Origin of the sequence: Serratia sp. YC16 (genome assembly GCF_009707615.1) — a bacterium.
GTDB lineage: Bacteria > Pseudomonadota > Gammaproteobacteria > Enterobacterales > Enterobacteriaceae > Serratia > Serratia surfactantfaciens.
The window spans coordinates 289,839-309,144 of record NZ_WLYN01000004.1 but is presented as its reverse complement, the minus strand read 5'-3'; the positions used below and the strand labels follow the sequence as shown (position 1 = coordinate 309,144).

Annotated in this window: 16 protein-coding genes; 7 read left to right on the top strand and 9 right to left on the bottom strand. The window is 61.4% G+C overall.

The annotated features are described in order from the left end of the window. Positions 1–31: 31 nt before the first annotated feature. Positions 32–1,060 carry an NAD(P)-dependent alcohol dehydrogenase gene (locus GKN89_RS15770; protein ID WP_063918735.1) on the top strand — a complete coding sequence of 343 codons (1,029 nt, stop codon included), beginning with the start codon at positions 32–34 and terminating at the stop codon, positions 1,058–1,060. A 19-nt stretch (positions 1,061–1,079) separates the two neighbouring features. On the opposite strand, the gene GKN89_RS15765 is transcribed toward GKN89_RS15770, so the two are convergent. Beyond that, positions 1,080–1,967 (bottom strand): AraC family transcriptional regulator, encoded by an 888-nt coding sequence (locus GKN89_RS15765; RefSeq protein WP_154747344.1) that lies wholly within the window; start codon positions 1,965–1,967, stop codon positions 1,080–1,082. A gap of 226 nt (positions 1,968–2,193) precedes the next feature. Between GKN89_RS15765 and yqhD the strand changes: the two genes are divergently transcribed. The 3 genes from yqhD to GKN89_RS15750 all read left to right on the top strand — a co-directional run bounded on the left by yqhD (position 2,194) and on the right by GKN89_RS15750 (position 5,194). Continuing rightward, positions 2,194–3,357, top strand: a complete 1,164-nt coding sequence (gene yqhD / locus GKN89_RS15760) for an alcohol dehydrogenase (protein ID WP_154747319.1) — start codon at positions 2,194–2,196, stop codon at positions 3,355–3,357. A 265-nt stretch (positions 3,358–3,622) separates the two neighbouring features. Next, positions 3,623–4,447: a 2,5-didehydrogluconate reductase DkgA gene (gene dkgA / locus GKN89_RS15755; RefSeq protein WP_019453048.1), complete on the top strand. Its 825-nt coding sequence runs from the start codon at positions 3,623–3,625 to the stop codon at positions 4,445–4,447. Positions 4,448–4,588: 141 nt separating this feature from the next. After that, positions 4,589–5,194 (top strand): transglycosylase SLT domain-containing protein, encoded by a 606-nt coding sequence (locus GKN89_RS15750; protein ID WP_154747318.1) that lies wholly within the window; start codon positions 4,589–4,591, stop codon positions 5,192–5,194. A 66-nt stretch (positions 5,195–5,260) separates the two neighbouring features. On the opposite strand, the gene GKN89_RS15745 is transcribed toward GKN89_RS15750, so the two are convergent. After that, positions 5,261–7,429 carry a YgiQ family radical SAM protein gene (locus tag GKN89_RS15745; RefSeq protein WP_019453050.1) on the bottom strand — a complete coding sequence of 723 codons (2,169 nt, stop codon included), beginning with the start codon at positions 7,427–7,429 and terminating at the stop codon, positions 5,261–5,263. A gap of 80 nt (positions 7,430–7,509) precedes the next feature. Then, the gene (locus tag GKN89_RS15740; RefSeq protein WP_074055063.1) at positions 7,510–8,244 is read right to left on the bottom strand and encodes a GntR family transcriptional regulator; all 735 of its coding nucleotides are present in this window, start codon (positions 8,242–8,244) and stop codon (positions 7,510–7,512) included. 655 nt (positions 8,245–8,899) lie between these two features. Between GKN89_RS15740 and GKN89_RS15735 the strand changes: the two genes are divergently transcribed. Together GKN89_RS15735 and GKN89_RS15730 are read left to right on the top strand one after the other, a co-directional pair. After that, positions 8,900–10,297, top strand: a complete 1,398-nt coding sequence (locus GKN89_RS15735) for a cytosine permease (protein ID WP_154747317.1) — start codon at positions 8,900–8,902, stop codon at positions 10,295–10,297. Beyond that, complete coding sequence (locus tag GKN89_RS15730; protein ID WP_154747316.1) at positions 10,294–11,226, top strand: PfkB family carbohydrate kinase; 933 nt, start codon at positions 10,294–10,296, stop codon at positions 11,224–11,226. The genes GKN89_RS15735 and GKN89_RS15730 overlap by 4 nt, the downstream gene beginning before the upstream one ends. Positions 11,227–11,260: 34 nt before the next feature. Here the strand turns inward: GKN89_RS15730 and GKN89_RS15725 are convergent, their stop codons facing one another. Next, a complete protein-coding gene (locus GKN89_RS15725) occupies positions 11,261–12,511 on the bottom strand; it encodes a nucleoside permease (protein ID WP_074055137.1) in 1,251 nt (416 codons plus the stop codon). 81 nt (positions 12,512–12,592) lie between these two features. Beyond that, positions 12,593–13,414 carry a xanthosine phosphorylase gene (gene xapA, locus GKN89_RS15720; protein ID WP_063918732.1) on the bottom strand — a complete coding sequence of 274 codons (822 nt, stop codon included), beginning with the start codon at positions 13,412–13,414 and terminating at the stop codon, positions 12,593–12,595. A 136-nt stretch (positions 13,415–13,550) separates the two neighbouring features. Between xapA and GKN89_RS15715 the strand changes: the two genes are divergently transcribed. Then, positions 13,551–14,462, top strand: coding sequence for a LysR family transcriptional regulator (locus tag GKN89_RS15715; RefSeq protein ID WP_154747315.1), 912 nt, complete (start codon positions 13,551–13,553; stop codon positions 14,460–14,462). Between the two features lie 17 nt (positions 14,463–14,479). Here the strand turns inward: GKN89_RS15715 and ftsP are convergent, their stop codons facing one another. The 4 genes from ftsP to parC all read right to left on the bottom strand — a co-directional run bounded on the left by ftsP (position 14,480) and on the right by parC (position 19,282). Further along, entirely contained in the window at positions 14,480–15,895 is a 1,416-nt protein-coding gene (ftsP, locus tag GKN89_RS15710; protein WP_019453057.1) for a cell division protein FtsP, read from the bottom strand. Between the two features lie 132 nt (positions 15,896–16,027). Next, entirely contained in the window at positions 16,028–16,762 is a 735-nt protein-coding gene (locus tag GKN89_RS15705; RefSeq protein ID WP_154747314.1) for a 1-acylglycerol-3-phosphate O-acyltransferase, read from the bottom strand. Positions 16,763–16,822: 60 nt separating this feature from the next. Next, complete coding sequence (locus GKN89_RS15700; protein WP_154747313.1) at positions 16,823–17,005, bottom strand: hypothetical protein; 183 nt, start codon at positions 17,003–17,005, stop codon at positions 16,823–16,825. 3 nt (positions 17,006–17,008) lie between these two features. Next, positions 17,009–19,282, bottom strand: coding sequence for a DNA topoisomerase IV subunit A (parC, locus tag GKN89_RS15695; protein ID WP_019453059.1), 2,274 nt, complete (start codon positions 19,280–19,282; stop codon positions 17,009–17,011). Positions 19,283–19,306: the final 24 nt, after the last annotated feature.

The following is a 19,306-nucleotide window of genomic DNA, read 5'->3' as shown; positions in this document are numbered from 1 at the left end:
GGTCTGTTAATCGCTGACTTTGGAGAACATCATGACCAACACCATGCAACGCTGGACGATGAGCGCCCTGGGGCGTGAGCACCTGCAGCTGAGCGCAAGCGCCATCCCACAGCCGGGACCGCACGAAATCAGAGTGAAAGTGAAGGCTATCTCACTCAATTACCGTGACAAACTGATGATAGAAAGCGGCATGGGGCTCACGCTGCCGCAGCCGTTCACTCCTGCCTCGGACATGGCCGGCGAGGTCGATGCCATCGGTCCCGGCGTCAGCCGCTTTCAGCCCGGCGCGCGCGTCATTTCCACCTTCAGCCCCGGTTGGCTCGACGGCGAGCAAAAACCCTACGGCGATGCGCGCCGGGTGCCTTATCACACCCTCGGCGGTTTTTATCAGGGCGTGCTGGCGGAATACGTGATACTGCATGAAGATTGGCTGGTGGCGGCGCCGGCGTCGCTGGACGATGCCCAGGCCAGCACCTTGCCGTGCGCCGGGCTGACCGCCTGGTTCGCACTGGTGGAGCAAGGCAGACTGCGCGCCGGCGACTCGGTATTGGTACAAGGCACCGGCGGCGTGGCGCTGTTCGCGCTGCAGATCGCCAAAGCGCAGGGTGCCGAGGTGTATGTCACTTCCGGCAGCGACGAAAAATTGGCGCGCGCCAAGGCGCTGGGCGCCGACCACGGCATCAATCGTCTGCATGGCGACTGGGTGGAGAAGGTCTATCAGCTGACCCAGGATCGCGGCATCGACCATGTGGTGGATACCGTGGGCGGCACCAATCTCGGCAACTCGGTGCGCGCCGTGGCGGTGGGAGGACGTATCTCGGTAATCGGCATCCTGGAAGGCAGCGAAATCTCCGCCCCCGCCGGCCCATTGCTATTGAAATCCGCAGTGATTCAGGGCATCGGCGTCGGCCACCGCCGCGCGCTGGAAGACCTGGTGCGCGCCGTGGACGCCGTTAAACTGCAGCCGGTGATCGATCAGGTATACCGCTTAGATCAACTGCCCCAGGCGTTGGATCACCTCGATCGCGGGCCGTTCGGCAAGATCGTATTGACCCCATAACTCGCCGCCCGGCGGCGACTCACCCCTCCAGCAGCAGCGGGTTGGCGTCGCGCAGCCGGGCGACTTCGTCGCTCGGCGTCATGCCGAACAGCCGTTTGAACTCGCGGCTGAACTGCGACGCGCTTTCGTAGCCGACGCGGATCGCCGCGGTGCTGGCCTTCAGGCCGTCATGCACCATCAGCAGGCGCGCCTTGTGCAGCCGGTACGACTTCACATACTGCAGCGGCGAAGTGTTGGTCACCGCCTTGAAGTTGTGATGGAACGCCGACACGCTCATATTGACTTCGCCGGCCAGCTGCTCGACGTTGAGATTGTCAGCATACTGATTTTCTATGCGTCGCAGCGCCTTGGCGATCTGGCTGAAGTGGGTATGGCGATTCACCAGTTCCTGCAGCGAGGCGCCGCAGGCGCCGCGCAGCACATAGTAGAGAATCTCCCGTACGATCTGCGGCCCCAGCACCCGGGCGTCGAGCGGATTGGCCATCACGTCCAGCAGACGCTCGGTGGCGCACAGCAACTCTTCCGTCATTTCCGCCAGGTTCACCCCGTTGCTCTCCGCCCGCGGTTGCATCAGGTAGTCGTCGTCGCCGATGTCGATCAGCAAGTCCTGCAGCATTTGGGTATCGATATTGACCGCCAACCCAACCAGCGGCAGTTCCGGGCTGGCGAAGGTTTCGCATTCAAACGGCAGCGGCACCGTCATCAGCAGGTAGTTGCGCGGATCGTATTGGAACTTCTTATTGCCGCAATAACCGACCTTGTGCCCCTGAAAAACGATGACGATCCCCGGTTCATACATCACCGGCTGACGCGGACTGTGGCGATCGACATACAAAATCTTCACCCGCGGCACCGGCGACGACGTGTAGCCATTGCCGCTGGCGATAGCCATCGCCTGGCGCGCCATGCGGCCGCGCAGCGCATCGATTTCAATCACGGAAACACCCTCTTACAGTCAGAACGATTCGGCATAAATAATAATTTAAAACTCTCTATTTCTACAGCGACTTGTAGGAATAGGCAAGAACCCGACAGGAATATGCATTGTGCGTTGCCGCCCGGTTCCTGACAATACGGGCCAAACACCTTTGCGCCGCTTTGGCGCCCGCCTGACAGAAAGAGAGAAATCAGCCATGCAAAACTTCATTCTGCATACCCCAACCAAAATCCTGTTCGGCAAGGAGCAAATTGCCGACGTGGCCGGCCAGATCCCGGCGGACGCACGCATCCTGATCACCTACGGTGGCGGCAGCGTAAAGAAAAACGGCGTGCTGGATCAGGTGCATAGCGCGCTGGCCGGCCGCGACGTGCGGGAGTTCTCCGGCATCGAGCCTAACCCGACCTACGAAACGCTGATGAAAGCGGTCGAGGTGGTGAAAGCGGAAAACATCGATTTCCTGCTGGCGGTCGGCGGCGGTTCAGTGGTTGACGGCACCAAGTTCATCGCCGCCGCCGCCCGCTATACGGCCAGCAGCGACGCCTGGCACATTCTGCAAACCGTCGGCAGCCACATCACCGACGCGGTGCCGATGGGCTGCGTGCTGACGCTGCCGGCCACCGGTTCAGAATCCAACAGCGGTGCCGTGATCACTCGTAAAAGCAGCGGCGACAAGCAGCACTTCTTCTCGCCGCTGGTGCAGCCGCGCTTCGCCGTGCTGGATCCGGTGGTGACCTACTCGCTGCCGCCGCGCCAGGTAGCCAATGGCGTGGTCGACGCCTTCGTACACACCCTGGAACAGTATTTGACCTACCCGGTCGATGCCAAGGTGCAGGATCGTTTCGCCGAAGGCCTGCTGCTGACCCTGCTGGAAGACGGCCCGCGCGCGCTGGCCGAGCCGGAAAACTATGCGGTGCGCGCCAACGTGATGTGGAGCGCCACCATGGCGCTGAACGGCCTGATCGGCGCCGGCGTGCCGCAGGACTGGGCGACTCACATGCTGGGCCACGAGCTGACCGCCATGCACGATCTCGACCATGCGCAAACGCTGGCCATCGTGCTGCCTGAGCTGCTGCACGAGAAGAAAGCGCAGAAGCGCGAAAAACTGCTGCAGTACGCTGAACGCGTCTGGGGCCTGCGCGAAGGCAGCGAAGAGAGCCGCATCGACGGCGCCATCGCCGCCACCCGCGCCTTCTTCGAACAAATGGGCGTGCCGACCCGCATGGCGGATTATGGGCTCGACGGCAGCAGCATTCCGGCGCTGCTCGACAAGCTGCATCAGCACGGCATGACCGCCTTAGGCGAGCACCAGGACATCACCCTGGACGTCAGCCGCCGCATTTACGAAGCAGCTCGTTGATCGCAAAACGGCGATTTTTTGCTAGGCTTTAGTCTCCGTCTGGCATCCTGCGCCCGGCCGATCGCCGGGCGCCTCAATGCGCCGCCGATCGTTTCGTACCACCCGTCTTACCGCTCATTCGCAGGGAGAGCGGGGAGAAAGTCGCCCTCCCGTCACCGCTGAAATTAGGCTGGCAAACCCGGCAACCGCCCATTTTGCCAACTAGAATTTATCTATAGCCGTTTCGGCGCCGCAGGCGCCGCAATCCGTACACAAGGAGAAGCGCATGACAACGCAACAACCCATCATCAAACTCCACGATGGTAATCTGATGCCGCAGTTGGGTCTCGGCGTTTGGCAGGCGAGTATTGAAGAGACCACCCGCGCGGTGAGCAAAGCGCTGGAGATCGGTTACCGCTCCATCGATACCGCCGCGATCTACAAGAACGAGGAAGGCGTGGGCGCCGCGCTGCAGGCCAGCTCGCTGCCGCGCAGCGACCTGTTCATCACCACCAAGCTGTGGAACGACGATCAGGGCGATCCGCTGGCGGCGCTGGAAACCAGCCTGGAAAAACTCAAGCTGGACTATGTGGATCTGTATCTGATCCACTGGCCGCGCCCGCAGCAGGATCAATACGTCTCCGCCTGGCGCGAACTGATCAAGCTGCGCGATCAAGGCTTGGTGAAAAGCATCGGCGTGTGCAACTTCCATACGCCGCACCTACAGCGCCTGCTGGATGAAACCAACGTAGCGCCGGTGGTCAATCAGATCGAACTGCACCCGCTGCTGCAACAGCGCCAGCTGCGCGCCTGGAACGCCACCCATCACATCGCCACCGAATCCTGGAGCCCGCTGGCGCAAGGCGGCGAAGGGGTGTTCGACCAGCCGTTGATCAAGGCGCTGGCCGAAAAATACGAGAAAACGCCGGCGCAGATCGTGGTGCGCTGGCACCTGGACAGCGGCCTCATCGTGATCCCGAAATCGGTCACGCCGTCGCGCATTCGCGAAAACTTCGAGGTGTTTGATTTCAAACTCGATAAGGACGAACTGGGCGAGATCGCCAAACTGGACGTCGGCAACCGCCTCGGGCCGGATCCGGATACCCTGTAATCCCTCCCCAAGCCCTCTTCGCCGAAGAGGGCTTTTCCTTTCCGCGCATTGCTCCCTTCCATTGCCTGACGTTATGATGACAACGTCGGAGACCCCGGCCGCCGGTTAACGCCGTTAAAAAACAGACAAGCACGGAGCACCATGAAACCCTCTTTCTCACACTGGTCACGGCTGGGCATGCTTTGCTTCATGCTGGTGCTGGCGGGCTGCGCCGGCAAGAAACAGCGCGTCAGTTACGATCGCCACGCCTTTGATGGCGCCATCAAAGACGCCGCCAGCGAATACGGCGTGGACGCCAAGCTGATCACCGCCATGATCCAGGTGGAGTCCGGCTTCAACCCCGCCGCCGTCAGCAAGTCCAATGCGATCGGCCTGATGCAGCTGAAAGCCGATACCGCCGGCTGCGACGCCTATCGCTACAAAGGGAAACGCGGCTGCCCGGATGACGATGACCTGCGGGATCCTGACACCAATATCGATCTCGGCGCCGCCTATCTGGCCATCTTGCAAAAACAACAGCTTAAAGGGATCGCCAATCCCGTCACGCTGCGCTACGCCACCATCATCGCCTATGTCAACGGCACCGGCGCGCTGCTGCGCACCTTCTCCAGCAACCGTCAGCAGGCCATCGCGATGATTAACAACCTGTCGCCGGAAGCCTTTAACTGGCACGTGCGCAAATATCATCCCGCACCGCAGGCGCCGCGTCATTTGATGAAAGTGGAAGCCGCTTACGAACGGTTGTGATGAACCAAAGTAAATAAAAAGGAGAACCCGAGGGTTCTCCTTTTTGTTTGCCCGTGAGCCTGGCCGTTACGGCTTGGCCTTGCGAATCGGTTTGCGCGGCGGCCGGTTGGACGGCGTGCGCTGCCGATTGATGTCGGTGTGTTTGGTCAACGCCGGACGGGTATGGCGCTGCAGACGTTTCGCTTCGCGCTGCTCATCGATGCTCGGCGCCGGTACCAGGCAATCGCGACGGCTGCCGATCAGGTGCTTCAGCCCCATCTCTTCCAGCGCGGTGCGGATCAGCGCCCAGTTGGCCGGATCGTGGTAACGCAGCAGCGCCTTATGCAGACGACGCTGGCGATCGCCGCGCGGCACCACCACGTCTTCGCTCTTGTACCCCACCTTGCTCAGCGGGTTTTTGCCGCTGTAGTACATGGTGGTCGAGTTGGCCATCGGCGATGGATAGAAGTTCTGCACCTGATCGAGGCGGAAACGGTTCTTCTTCAGCCACAGCGCCAGGTTCACCATGTCTTCATCACGGGTGCCCGGATGCGAAGAGATGAAGTACGGGATCAGGTACTGCTCTTTGCCCGCCTGCTTCGAGTAGTGATCAAACAGCTGTTTGAAGCGATCGTAGCTGCCCATGCCCGGCTTCATCATTTTCGACAGCGGGCCTTCTTCGGTGTGCTCCGGCGCGATCTTCAGGTAGCCACCGACGTGGTGGGTCGCCAGCTCTTTGATATAGCGCGGATCTTCCACCGCCAGATCGTAACGCACCCCGGAGGCGATCAGGATCTTCTTGATGCCCTCCAGCGAACGCGCGCGGCGATACAGCTTGATGGTCGGCTCGTGGTTGGTATCCATGTAGGTGCAGATCTCCGGATACACGCACGAGGCGCGGCGGCAGGTCTGTTCGGCGCGCGGGTTGGTGCAGCGCAGCATATACATGTTGGCGGTCGGGCCGCCCAGATCGGAGATCACGCCGGTAAAGCCCGGCACCTTGTCGCGGATCTCTTCAATTTCGCGAATGATCGAATCTTCTGAACGGCTCTGGATGATGCGCCCTTCGTGCTCGGTGATCGAACAGAACGAACAGCCGCCGTAGCAGCCGCGCATGATGTTCACCGAGAAGCGGATCATGTCGTAGGCCGGAATGCGATCCTGACCATAGGACGGATGCGGCACGCGCTGATAAGGCAGGGCGAAGACACTGTCCATCTCCGGCGTGGTCAACGGGATCGCCGGCGGGTTGATCCACACATAGCGATCGCCGTGCTTTTGCATCAGCGCGCGGGCGCAGCCCGGGTTGGTTTCATGGTGCAAAATGCGCGAGGTGTGCGCATACAGCACCTTGTCGCCCTTCACTTTCTCGAAGGACGGCAGCAGCACGTAGGTCTTCTCCCACGGCTTCGGCTTGGCGGCGCGCACGGTGATCGGTTTGGCTTCCGGCTCTGCCGGCTTGGCGCCGTCGGCGCAAGGCAGGTCGTCACCGTACGGGTTTGGGATAGGCTCAATGCGACCCGGCTTGTCGAGGCGGGTGGAATCCACGCCGCTCCAGCCCGGCAGCGCTTCTTTACGCATCACCGCAGTATTGCGGATATCGTGGATATCGCCGATCTTCTCGCCGGCGGCCAGGCGATGCGCCACTTCCACCAGCGGGCGTTCACCGTTGCCGTAGATCAGCATGTCGGCCTTGGAATCCACCAGCACCGAGCGGCGCACGGTATCCGACCAGTAATCGTAGTGGGCGATGCGGCGCAGGCTGGCTTCGATGCCGCCCAGCACGATCGGCACGTCTTTGTATGCTTCTTTACAGCGCTGGCTGTAGACCAGGGTCGCGCGATCCGGGCGCTTGCCGCTGACGTTGCCGGCGGTGTAGGCGTCGTCATGGCGCAGTTTGCGATCAGCGGTGTAGCGGTTGATCATCGAGTCCATGTTGCCGGCGGTGATGCCGAAGAACAGGTTCGGTTTGCCCAGCCGCATGAAGTCTTCTTTGTTGCTCCAGTCCGGCTGCGCGATGATGCCGACGCGGAAGCCCTGCGCTTCCAGCATGCGGCCGATGATCGCCATGCCGAAGCTCGGGTGATCGACATAGGCGTCGCCGCTGATGATGATCACGTCGCAGCTGTCCCAGCCCAGTTGATCCATCTCTGCCCGCGTCATCGGTAAAAACGGCGCGGTGCCAAAACATTCGGCCCAATAGGGCTTATAGGAAAACAGTTCACGATCGGGTTGGATCAGGCTGGTGGTGCTCATTCTGCCGCTCTTTTTACAGGTTAATTAATCGCCGGGCGGCGATTATACGCACTAGTGACAAAAAGAGCATGGTTATTTCGCTAACCGTTCACTTCGAATTCATATACGTCGCTGCGGCACAAAATATCGCTGAACTCCAGCGCCTCCCCCTTGGCGTTACGGCTGGTCTGAGTGATATGCAACAGCGGTGCGCCGCACGGCACGTTCAGCAGTTCGGCGACCTCGTCGCTGCAGGACACCGCCTTCAGCAAAAAGTGTTTATCCTCTGGCACGATGCCGCGCGATTGCCATAACGCATACAGCGAGTGCTCCAGCTGCGCCGGCTCAGGCAGGAAACGCAGCGGGATATAGGTGGTTTCCAGCGAGACCGGGCTGCCGTTCAACAAGCGTAGACGCCGCAGCTTGACCACCTCATCCCCTTCCGTTAATCCCAGCGCCGCCGCGGCCTTGGCCGGCGCGCCGACCCGGGTACGCAGCAGCCAGCGGTTGCTGACGCTGCTGCCGTGACGCAGCGCCTGCGCGGTGAAGCCGCTGTCCTTATCGAGGGAATAGCCGATACGCATCGCCACGCGGGTGCCAACGCCCTGCTGCCGCGAAATCAATCCCTTCTCCTCCAGCAGTTTCATCGCTTTGCTGACGGTGACGCGCGACAGCGTCAAGCCCTCAGCCAGTTGCCGTTCCGCCGGCAAAAACGCCTCAGCCGCCAACACCTGCTGTCTGATCGCGGTTTCTATCGCCGTCGCCAGCTGAATATAGCGCGGCGCCGCCGTTCCCTGCGCCAGATGTTCACGCAACCAGGCCATAAAATCCGTCATTCGCCAACCCTCTTGTCTCGCCATTTGTCCCTGGTTCGCCGTTATCCTATCGCCGGTTCGGCGACAAAGCCCTTCACCATAACTAAAATATCGCTAATGTTTTCAGAGTGACATCACAATTTTTGCTCAATGGACTTTCATTGGATCTAGATCGCGCGTAATCTGTGCTTATTGATGTTGATACATCAATCGCACCAACACCAGGGACCCACTTTAAAAACAATAAAAAACCCGCTGCCGCGCCTAAAGGATACCCTTGATGGTCGGCAGCGGGTATATACTGTCAGCATAAACGCCCTATAATAAGCAACGGAGCTAATGGATAGCTTGCTCACTGCTCATAGCCATATCACAGGATCCCTTTGCGGCGGGCGACACGGATCGATGTCGGCATATAGAAACGTTCCCGCTTCGCCCCCCCGCTGCAGACCCACTCTTTGACTACACTCATTGGCGCCGTGCGGCCGACGTGCCTCACCCGAAAAGACGGGCATCGCCCTCACTTTGACAGACCTGGCGGCATCAGCCGCTATACACTGCGCGGTATCGACACCTGTCCCGACCGCGGGATAGCCAGTGTCAACCGCGCCAACGGAATCGATTTTCAGTCAACTGCGGCGGCCCTCGCGGCCCTGCGCAACAGGGATCATTTGCTATGACCGATATCAATCGCAATGAAGCATGGAAGGTAGAGAGCACCGGTATCGACCGGGTGCCGGACGCAGAGCAAACCGGTAAGCCCATCGAGCTGTTTTGGATCTGGTCGGCAGCCAATATCGGCATTCTCGGCGTGGTGTACGGCGCCATCATCGTCGGCTTCGGCTTGTCATTCCTGCAATCGGTACTCGCCGCACTGGTCGGCGTCGCCAGTTTCGTGCTGGTCGGCCTCACCAGCTTCGCCGGCAAGCGCGGGCGCACCTCTACGTTGACGCTCTCGCGGGTGATTTTCGGCCTGAAGGGCAACGTGGCGCCGACCCTGTTCAGTTGGATCAATCTGATGGGTTGGGAAGCGGTCAACGTGATCACCGGCACCCTGACGCTGGCGGCGCTGTTCGAGGCCTTCGGGCTCGGAACCAGCCACCTGCTGACCGCGCTCAGCCTGCTGCTGTTCGGCGGGCTCACTATCGTTGTCAGCCTACTGGGGCAAAATACCGTGGTCTGGATGCAAAGCTGGTTCAGCCGCATCTTCGGCACCATGACGCTGATCGTGGTGCTGTATATCCTGTTCAATACCGAGTGGAGCCAGGTGCTGGCGCTGCCTTCCGGCAGTTGGTTAACCGGCTTCCTGCCTGCGGTCTCGGTGATCGCCGCCGGCACCGGCATCAGTTGGGCGATCGCCGGCGCCGATTACAGCCGCTATCAAAGCCCGAACTCCTCGAGCAAAAGCATTTTCGCCGCAGTGATGGGCGGTGCCTGCTTGCCGCTGATGCTGCTGATGCTGGCCGGCATCCTGCTTTCCGTGCAGTTGCCCGATCTGGCCAGCGCCGCCAACCCCATCGCGCTAATTGGCTCGGTGTTGCCCGCCTGGATGGCCATTCCTTATCTGCTGGCCGCCACCGCCGGCATCATCACCATCGCGGTGCTCAGCCTGTATTCCGCCAGCCTTAACCTGCTGACCATCGGCGTGCAGGTCAAACAGTGGTTGGCGGTGTCGATCGACGCCGTAGTGGTGCTGGGCATCGCGCTGTATGTGCTGTTCATCTCCGGCGACTTTATGGGGCCGTTCATCTCCTTCCTGGTGTTCTGCGGCGTATTCCTGGCGGCCTGGGAGGCGATTTTCCTGCTCGATTACCTGTGCCTGCGCCGCCACCACGGGTATGATGGCAACGCTTTGTACGGCCTGCATGGCCAGAACCGCGGCGTGCGCAAAGCCCCGCTGTTCTGCTGGTTCCTCGGCGCCCTGTGCGGCCTGCTGGTCACCAAAACCGGTTTTATCGACGGCCCGCTGGCCAAAGGCTTGTTCGCCGATTCCAGCCTGGGGCTGTTTGTGTCGTTTGCGGTGAGTCTGATCGCTTACGGTCTGTACCTGACCCAACGCAGAGAACATCAATGAGTGAGTGGGAAGCTGTAACACCTGTCCTGGTGATTGGGGGCGCGGTCGGCGATCTGGTGATGACGCTGCCGCGCCTGCCGACCAGCGGCGAAGATATCGAAGCCCAGCCGCAGGCGCGGCAAATCGGCGGCTGCGCGTTCAACGTGGCGCGCGCGCTGGTGCACCTCGAGGCGCCGGTGATCAACGGCATGCCGGTCGGCAACGGCGAATGGGGCGCGGCGATCGAAGCCGCTATGGACGAGCTCGGGCTGGAGGTGCTGTTGCGCCACGGCCAGATGGACAACGGCTGGTGCCTGGCGCTGGTGGAACCGAACGGCGAACGCACCTTCATCACGGTTTCCGGTTGTGAAAGCCAGTGGAATAAAGCGCAGCTGGCCACGCTGCCGCTGGCGGAGCACACTCTGATCTACGCCAGCGGTTACGAACTGGCGGGCGAAAGCGGCGAGGCGCTGCGCGAGTGGCTGACGCGTATGCCGTTCGACCAACCGCGCCTGATCGATCCCGGCCCGCGCATCGCTCAGCTCAGCGAAGATTTCTTCGCCATGCTCAGCGACAGCCACACCCTGCTGACGCTCAACCGCGACGAGGTGGCCACGTTGTGCGGCGCCGGCGACGCCGTGGAAGCCGCGCAGCGCTATGCCGCCGCGCGTAATCTGACGCTGATTTGCCGCCTGGATCGCGACGGCGCATGGATCTGCGATGGCCGCACGCCGCCGCTGCACGTTCCCGCCTATCCGGTGGACGTGGTCGATACCATCGGCGCGGGCGATGCCCACTGCGCCGGTTTGCTGGCGGGCCTGTCCGCCGGCTGGCCGCTGCCGCAGGCAGTCGATTTGGCCAACCGGGTCGCCGCCTGCGTGGTAGCCAGCCTCGGCGCAGCCAATCCGCCGAGCCGGCAGCAACTGCAACAGCGCTTCCCTCAGGCCTGACGTTGCCGGGCGCAGCCTGGCTGCGCCCTCTGCCTCACTGCGCCGCCGCCGCGCTCTCCTGCGGCTGGTGGCGGTAGTTGAAGCTCAATGCGAAGACGATCCCCAGCACCAGCGTATACAGCGCAAACACCAACCAGATGCTCTGCCAGTCTTTCACGCCGTCATGGCTGAAGAAGTCCACCACCTCGCCACTGGCTAGCGCCCCCAGATAGGCGCCCAAGCCGTTGACCATGGTCATGAACAGCCCCTGCGCACTGGCGCGGATGCGGTGATCGGCCTCCTTCTCGACGAAAATGGCGCCGGAAATATTGAAGAAGTCGAACGCACAGCCGTAGACGATCATCGACAACAGCAGCAGCACGAAACCAAAGCCGACCGGCGTGCCATAGGCCAGGAACAGGAAGCGCAGCGTCCAGGCCGCCATGCTGATCAACATGACCTGCTTGATGCCGTAACGGCGCAGGAAGAAGGGAATGGTGAGGATAAAGAACACTTCGGAGATCTGCGACAGCGACAGCAGCACCGCCGGATACCGGACGCTAAGGCTGTCCTGATACAGCGGATTGAGCGACAGATCGTGCAGGAACGGATTGCCGAAGGTATTGGTTATCTGCAGCGCCGCGCCAAGCAACATGGCGAACAGGAAAAACAGCGCCATGCGCCGCTGGCGGAACAGCACCAGCGCATCCAATCCCAGCACGCTGACCCAGCTCTTCGACTCGGCCGCGCGGTTGGTCGGGCAGCGCGGCAACGTCAGCGAGTAGGCGGACAGCAGCAGCGAGGCCGCAGATGCCAGATACAGCTGCAGGTTACTGAGCTCGATTTGGCTGAAACCGACCAGCCACATCGCCAGAATGAATCCCACCGTGCCGTACACCCGCACCGGCGGAAAGTCCTTCACCGTGTCAAAGCCGTGTTTCTCCAGGCAGAAATAGGAAATGGCGTTGGAGAGCGCGATGGTCGGCATATAGACCATGGCGTTGAACAGCATCACCCAGAACATCAGCATCGGTTGTTCAACCTGCGCCGCGCAGTACAGCGCCAGCGCCCCGAGCAGGTGGCAAAGCGCATACAGGTAGTTGGCCTTCATCCACCGATCGGCGATGATGCCCGCCAGCCCCGGCATGATCAGCGCCGCGATGCCCTTGGCGCTGTAGACCATCCCCACCTGCATGCCGCTGAAATGCAGCGTGTTGATCATGTAGGAGCCCAGCGTCACCAGCCAGGCACCCCAGATAAAGAACTGCAGGAAAATCATTACCTTCAATCGTGTTTTTATCGCCATCGCCATCACCTTGTTATTATGCTTTCAACGATGATTGGTGCGGCGGGCCCCCTGCAGCCCGCCGCCGGTATGCTTGCGGTCTTACAGCGTTTTGAACAGCTCGCGGATCAGACGCATGAAATCGTCCGCCGCCAGCGCCGCGCAGCTGAGCGTTTGTTCATGGGAGAGCGGGGTATCCGACAGCCCTTCGGCGTAGTTGGTCATCGCGGACACCACCAGCACCTTGAGGCCACAGTGGCGCGCCGTCAGAACTTCCGGCACGATCGACATGCCCACCACGTCACAGCCGAGGGTTTGCATCATGCGGATCTCCGCCGGCGTTTCGAAGTTCGGCCCGGTGTAGGCGGCGAACACCCCTTCCGCCAGCGGGATGCCGGCGCTTTCGGCCACCGCCGCCAACTGGGCGCGCAGATCGCGATCGTAAGCGTTCGCCAGGCTGAAGAAGCGCGGCCCGAAGCGATCGTCATTGGCGCCGACCAGCGGCGATTCCGGCATGAAGTTGATGTGATCGGTAATGGCCACCAGGCTGCCCGGCGCCACCGAGCGGCGCAGCGAACCGGCGGCGTTGGTCGCCAGCAGGAATTCACAGCCCAGCAACTTGAAGGTGCGCACCGCAGTCGTCATCACCTGCATGCCACGCCCTTCATAGAAATGACCGCGCCCTTTCATGCACAATACCGGCACGCCCTCCAGCTTGCCGGCAACCAGTTGCCCGGCGTGGCCGGCGACGCCGCTCACCGGGAAACCTGGCAGCTCCGCGTAATCGATGGTGACGGTTTCGGTCATCACCTCCGCCAGGGCGCCGAGCCCGGAGCCGAGAATCAAGGCCGCCTTCGGCTGGAAACCCGGCAGGCGGGCGCGGACGACATCGGCGCAGGTAAAAGCATCTTCTTGATTAAACATCGTATTCTCTCTTTCAGCGGGGGACAATAATGCCCATAGTAGAGAGCGAGGCATGGCCGAGACCAATACATTCTTGGCGGCCGATTTATTCCATTTACCTATAAGTTGAGCTGCGTCACAGGAGGCGCTACCCCGGATGAACCCGCCCCATGCCCTGCCCGACCCCGGTCGGATTAACTTCCGCCTGCTGCATTATTTCCGCGTGGTGGCGGAAGAGATGAATTTTACTCAGGCGGCGCGGCGGCTGAATATGTCACAGCCGCCGCTCAGCAAGCACATCAAGGAACTGGAAAGCCAGCTCGGGGTAGTGCTGTTCAAACGCACCACCCGCTCCATGACGCTGACGCCGGCCGGCCGCACGCTACTGCGCAACGTCGAACGGCTGCTGGATCAGGCCGACAGCGCGCTGCATCAGGTACAACAAATGGGGCGCGGCGAAGGCGGCCACATGGTGGTCGGCATGGTCGGCACCTCAGCCTGGGGCGGTTTGATCGCGGCGCTGCGGCGCTTCAGCGAGCAGAGCGTCGGCGTCACCTGGTCATTGAACGAGCTGACGCCCAGCCAGCAAATCGCCGCGTTGCAAAAGCGGCATATCGATATCGGGGTATGGCGAGAAGCGCAGCAGCAGACGCTGCCGGGATTGACCTGCCAACGGCTGGCGTGCGAAAGCATCGCCGTGGTGCTGCCGCTCGATCACCCGCTGGCGCAGCAGGAAAATATTCCGCTGGCGGCGCTGCAGAACGACAGCTTCATCGTGCTGCCGCCGCATGAGGCCAGCCTGGGGCTGTATCTGCACAATCTGTGCCTGCAACAGGGATTCCTGCCGGACGTCGCGTATCAGGTTAACGAGCCGCAGACCCTGCTGGCGCTGGTGGCGGAAGGCTGCGGCATTACGCTGCTGCCGGACAGCTACGGCCGCATCCCATGGCCCGGCGTGCGGTTTTGCTCGCTGCAGCACGCGCCTTCGGCGGATCTGTACGCGGTATACCGCACCGACAGCGTTACACCGGTGGTGCAGGCCTTTTTGGAAATGCTGCGGGCGCCGTAAGCGGCCCGCAGAGCAGATTACATCGCCGGCTGCACCATCAGCTGGCCGGCGGTGCCGCGGTCGGCCATCTCCAGCGTCTGGCTGTAATACAGGAACGGGAAGTGTTCGGAGGTGGGTTGGTTGAAATACACCAACAGCTCAACGTCGCCATCGACCCAGACGGTATCCTTCCAGCCGCGATCTTCCGCCATCGGCTGCGCGCCGTTAACGCGTTTGATCAGGAACTGCACGCCCTGAATATGGAACGCCTGCGGCGTATCCGCATGAATGTTCCAGCGTTCCCAGGTGCCTTGCTGCGCCTGCACGTCGATGCGGTTCATGTCCCAAATCGCGCCGTTGATGCCGACGCCACCCTCACCCAGGCGGAAATCGCGGGTGCGGCTGGCGCTGCCGTCCAACAGCTGATCCGCCAGCAGGCGCATCGGCAGGTTGTCGGTCACCAGCGGCAGCAGGCCGGTTGGGCGTAGCGTCAGCACCTGAGTGGACACCAGAATGCTCGACGGTTCGAACAGGCCGCGCAGGCGATCCATGATGCCCGCCGCTTCACCGGCGGTGATGGTCACCTCGTCGCCCTTCGACATGTCGATCAGCACTTCCCGACGTTCCCCCGGCGCCAACGACAGCTGTTGCACCGCGACCGGCGCAGGCAGGAAGCCCTGATCGCTGGCGATCACGTTGAACGGCCGCCCGTCGCTGAGCTGCAGGGTATAACGCCGGGCATTGGAAGCGTTGAGCAAACGCAAACGCACCCAGCCGCGCGACACTTCGACATACGGGTTTTGCACGCCGTTGACCAGCAGCGTATCGCCGACGAAACCGCCCTGCGACGGTGCATCGTATTGCGGCGTGCCGAAGTTATCGAAGCGTTTGTCCTGAATGATCAGCGGGAAATCGTCGACACCGTAGTGGTTGGGCAGCGGCAGCGCTTTGCTGACGGCATCTTCCACCAGCCACAGCCCGGCCAGCCCGTTGTATACGTGCGGCGCCATACGGTTTGGCGTGTTGGCGTGGTACCAGCAGGTGGCCGCCGCCTGGCGAATAGGCAGCACCGGCGACCAGTCAACGTTAGGCGACATCATGCGCGGCGCGCCGCCCATCAGGGTGCCCGGCACCTGCAGACCGCTGATGGTCATCGCCACCGGCTCCTGCAGACGGTTGCTGTAGATCAGTTTGACGTCATCACCGCTGTAAACCCGCACCGTCGGCCCCAGGTACATGCCGTTGATGCCCCACACCGCCGCTTTGCGGTTATCCATAAACGCCCAGTGGGCGCGCTGCAAGGTCAGGAACAGCGGCTGACCGCGGCGAGATTCCAGCAGCGGGGGAATGGGTAACGGGGTCTGCGTTCCGCTCGCCTCAGCCCTCAGCGGCACGGCGCCCGCGCACAGCGCCAGGCCCGATGCCTGTAAAAACTGACGTCGACTGAGTGACATATTTTCTCCATGAAAAGCAATAACTAAACCGTGTGCAAAACCCAAACGCCCGCCAATCAAGATTAGCAGGCGTTCAGGCGTTAACGGCGCTGAACGCCAATTAAAACCCTATTCTTTGAAGCCGGTAGACTCTTATTTTTTTGCGGCGTTGCGCTGGGCGACTTCGGCGTCCAATTCGGCGATTTTCGCCTCCATCAGCTCGCGGCAATGGGCCGCCAGCCCGCGCACGTTTTCTTTGCCGTACTTGCTGGTATCCACCGGCGCCAACATCTCGACGATCACATGACCGTTATTCCAACGGTTAAGATTTATATTACCGCTGGTGGTGGATACGCAGATCGGCACAATCGGCACGCCGGCGGCGATGGCCGCGTGGAACGCGCCGGTTTTAAACGGCATCAGCCCGCGCCCGCGGCTGCGGGTCCCTTCCGGGAACATCCAGATCGAAATGTCTTTCTTCTTGAACTGCTCCGCCACCTGGGCGATGGTGCCGTGCGCCTTGGCGCGATTATCACGATCTATCAGCAGATTACCGGTCAGCCAATACAGCGGGCCGAAAAACGGGATCCACACCAGACTTTTTTTACCGACGGTCACGGTGCGCGGCTGCACGATATTGGAGGCCGTCACCATGTCGTAGTTATTTTGGTGGTTGGCGATATAGATGCAGTTGCCGTTGTTGGCCGCATCGGCCGGCACGCGGGTTTCAACCTTGATGCCGAACAGCGTCGACAGACGGCCGAAAAGATGGCCGAAGGTCGCCACATGGCGAGGGTTGCGCGGGCTGAACAAGCAATAAACAGAACCGAAAATACACACCAGAATACAGAAAAGAGTGGCGAGAACGGCACGCAAAATCAATAACATAACAACCTCATTAGCACACTGCCAACGCAGTTTACTTCGCTGCGCAGATTCCTTTACTCATTATTTGCCGGCAAGGCGGAAAGCACGCCCATGTCGCCTGCATTTCTCGCTATTTTCCCGCCAGGCGGCAGTACGCACAATAATTTTATGCGCAGAAATGTTAACTATTTGGAAAATAAACGCCAGCAAAAATAAATAAGGCGGCCACAGCACGCTGCGACCGCCCGTTAACGCCAGCGCCAACGCTTACTCTTCGCTGTCGCCGCCCGCAGCCCGCACCGGCGCATCCACTTCCACGCGATCGATGCGCTGCAGACCGCGCGGCAGCTGGGTGCCTTTACGGCCGCGTTCCGCACGGAATTTCTGCAGATCTTCAGGACGCAGCGTCAGCTTGCGTTTGCCGACGTGCAGCGTGACGGAGGCCTGCGGCGGCAACACGAACAGCCAGGCCAGTTTGTCTTCGCCGGCCGCGGCCTGCGCCGCCGGAATGGAGACGATCTTGTTGCCCTTGCCCTTCGACAGCTGCGGCAGATCGGCGACCGGGAACATCAGCATGCGCCCGGCGGCGGTGATCGACAGCAGCATGTCGTCTGCGCCGTGGATCTCCATCGGCGGCAGCGCTCTGGCGTTGTCCGGCAGCGTGATCATCACCTTGCCGGCGCGGTTGCGCGCCACCAGATCGTTGAAGGTGCAAACGAAGCCGTAACCGGCGTCGGAGGCCATCAACAGTTTCTGATCGTCGGCCGCCATCAGCACCTGTTCAATGGTGGCGCCCGGCGGCGGCGTCAGCTTGCCGGTCAACGGCTCGCCCTGCCCGCGCGCCGAAGGCAGCGTCATCGGATCGAGCGCATAGCTGCGCCCGGTAGAGTCGATGAACACCACCGGCTGGTTGCTCTTGCCGCGCGCCGCGCCACGGAAGCTGTCGCCGGCCTTGTAGCTCAAACCGCTCGGATCGATATCGTGACCCTTGGCGCTGCGCACCCAGCCCATTTCCGACAGCACGATGGTTACCGGCTCGGACGGCACGAAGTCGTGCTCGCTCATTGCCTTGGCTTCCGCACGCTCGGTCAGCGGCGAACGGCGATCGTCGCCGTAGGTCTGCGCGTCGGCCTGGATCTCTTTCTTAATCAGCGTGTTCAGCTTGCGCTCGGACGCCAGCAGCGCCTGCAGCTGATCGCGCTCTTTCGCCAGCTCATCCTGTTCGCCGCGGATCTTGACCTCTTCCAGCTTGGCCAGGTGACGCAGTTTCAGCTCGAGGATCGCTTCCGCCTGGGTGTCGGAGATGCCGAAACGCTGCATCAGCACTGGCTTCGGTTCATCCTCGCTGCGGATGATGTGGATCACCTCGTCGATGTTGAGGAACGCCACCAGCAAACCTTCGAGGATATGCAGGCGCTTCAGCACCTTCTCGAGGCGGTAGTTCAGGCGGCGGCGCACCGTATCGCGACGGTAGGCCAACCATTCGGTGAGGATCTCCACCAGCCCTTTCACCTGCGGGCGGTTGTCCAGACCGATCATGTTCATATTGATGCGGTAGCTGCGTTCCAGATCGGTAGTGGCGAACAGGTGATTCATCACCTGCTCCAGATCGATGCGGTTGGAGCGCGGCACGATCACCAGACGCGTCGGGTTTTCGTGGTCGGACTCATCGCGCAGATCTTCGACCATCGGCAACTTTTTAGCGCGCATCTGACTGGCGATCTGCTCCAGCACCTTGGCACCGGACACCTGGTGCGGCAAGGCGGTGATCACCGCGCTGCCGTCTTCTTTCTTCCACACGGCGCGCATGCGCACCGAACCGCGGCCGCTCTGGTAGATCTTACGAATTTCATCGCGCGGGGTGATGATCTCGGCTTCGGTCGGGAAGTCCGGCCCCTGCACGAATTCGAGCAGATCGTCGAGTGAAGCGCCCGGCTTGTCGAGCAGCGCCACCGCAGCGGCGGCGACTTCGCGCACGTTATGCGGCGGAATATCGGTCGCCATGCCGACCGCGATGCCGGTGGTGCCGTTCAGCAGGATGTTCGGCAGACGCGCCGGCAGCATCTTCGGCTCTTGCAGCGTACCGTCGAAGTTCGGGATCCAGTCGACCGTGCCCTGACCCAGTTCGGCCAGCAACACTTCGGCGTATTTGGACAGGCGCGATTCGGTATAACGCATCGCCGCGAACGACTTGGGATCGTCCGGCGCACCCCAGTTCCCCTGGCCGTCCACCAGCGGATAGCGGTACGAGAACGGCTGCGCCATCAGCACCATGGCTTCATAACACGCGCTGTCGCCGTGCGGGTGGTATTTACCCAACACGTCGCCCACGGTACGGGCGGATTTTTTGAATTTGGCGCTGTTGTTCAGCCCCAGCTCAGACATGGCGTAGATGATGCGGCGTTGTACCGGCTTCAAACCGTCGCCAATGTACGGCAACGCCCGATCCATGATGACGTACATGGAATAGTTCAGATAGGCGTTTTCAGTGAATGTGTGCAGCGGTAAACGCTCTACACCGTCATGAGTCAGATCACTCATTACTCAATTATCCTCAGACCGTGG